General features: G+C 34.6%; 1 protein-coding gene. It reads left to right on the top strand.

The window, feature by feature from the left end; genetic code table 11:
- The first annotated feature begins 101 nt into the window (after window positions 1-101).
- Window positions 102-1676, top strand: coding sequence for a bifunctional diguanylate cyclase/phosphodiesterase (locus C3420_RS16870; protein WP_103801083.1), 1575 nt, complete (start codon window positions 102-104; stop codon window positions 1674-1676).
- Window positions 1677-1789 lie beyond the last annotated feature (113 nt).

The raw sequence follows: 1789 nt of genomic DNA, 5'->3' as shown, positions 1-1789 counted from the left end.
CTAGACAAAATGACACCAAATGAGTTTTACTATGATCAGCTACCCCAACAAAACAAGGTGGCTTAACTAGAGCGGAATATCACTTATAAATACGCTTTTAGTTGTTCAAACAAGTGGGACCACCTCTAAACCTATCTTCCAATAAATCTGATAAAAAGCCTTTAGGTTTTATTTTTTCTGTTATCTATGTTGATGACTTATTTACTAACTTCAACCATGATTTAAAAAATACAGAGTTTGATCTTGAGGTGTTTGAAGGTAACTTGCAAAAAAATAGCCTCATTTATGATGGTGATCAAGTAACTCATAGCTTATTGGGAAATCCGGACTTACAGCTCTTAAATAAAACTCAGATCAGTTTCGGCGGGCGTCCGTGGTTAATTTTTATCTATCAAAAGAGTCTTCAGAAATTTGAAGAGTTGCTTATTAGTTCATATGCCGGGATGATTCTTTTCGGTATTTTACTCAGTCTAATCTTTGCTTATATCGGAGTTCGTATTCGAAGACATTATAAAATGTTAGAACAGCAAGCCTGGCAAGCTGATAATTTTGAATCATTTTTTGAAAATCATCCTTTTCCGGTATATTTGCTGGATAGACAGCGTCGATTTGTTGCAGTGAATAAAAAAGCAGAAATAGAATTTGGTATGACTGCGAATCAATTAGCCGGGATCTCTCTAGAAAATTTTCTAAGTGTGGAAAATGCACAAATGAGCCGATCCTATTTTCAACAAGCGCTTCAGGGCAAAGCCGTTTCTTATCATAACTGGCTCACTCAACCGGATGGTACAGCAAATGATTTGTCAATCGTACTCGTGCCTATCGCTAATGGTAATAAAATCACCAGTGTTCTTGGAATTGCTAAAAATATCACAGAGAAAAAAAGGGTAGATCAAGAACTATATCGTTCTCGTCAAACCTTACAATTGGTACTCGATAACATTCCACAATTGATTTTGTGGAAAGATACACAAGGTTTTTATCAGGGTGGAAATAAAAGTCTTCTGAATTTTATCGGATTAGATAATATCCAGCAGTTGAAAGGCAAAACAGACTTTGAAATGCCTTGGAAAGAATATGCCCAGATCTTTATTGCTGATGCTGATATAGCAATACGTACTGGACAACTTTTATATAAACATCAAGAGATTCAATTAAAAACGAATACTGGCTATCAATGGCTAGAAATTAGCACTTTACCTATAAGAGGTATAGAAGGTGAGATTGATTCAATTCTTTATGTAATCGATGACATTACTGAGCGTAAGGAAACAGAAGCAGAGCTATTTAAACGTGCCAACTATGATAGTTTAACTAAACTACCAAATCGTGCCTATTTTTATCATAAATTAGAAAACACTTTACTGAAACAAGCCCGCGCCAGTCGAAATATGGCACTTATGTATTTTGATATTGATAAATTTAAAAGTATCAATGATAGCTATGGTCATGATGTCGGTGATAAAGTCATTCAGGAATTTGCTTATCGCGTATCTATTGCTTTGCGTGCTTCGGATTTTCTAGCTCGCCTCGGGGGTGATGAATTTATTTTATTTATTGAAGATGTTAAAAATATAGTAGCTGTAGAGATTATAGCTGAAAAAATTATTAAAATAATGCAAAATCCCTTCTTAATTGGAAAACTCCAACTTAATGTAAGTACCAGGGCAGAGTAAAACTTGAAGTGCGACATAAACCACCTAATTAATTTAAAGGGTTTATGGAGTATATAAAATTGTCATACCATCATCTTAACTTTGAAGATCGTACTGCATTAATGCTTGAGTCA

This window comes from Acinetobacter sp. ACNIH3 (genome assembly GCF_002918965.1).
Lineage (GTDB): Bacteria > Pseudomonadota > Gammaproteobacteria > Pseudomonadales > Moraxellaceae > Acinetobacter > Acinetobacter schindleri.
The sequence above is the reverse complement of the archived record's forward strand: the minus strand, read 5'-3'. Positions and strand labels throughout refer to the sequence as shown.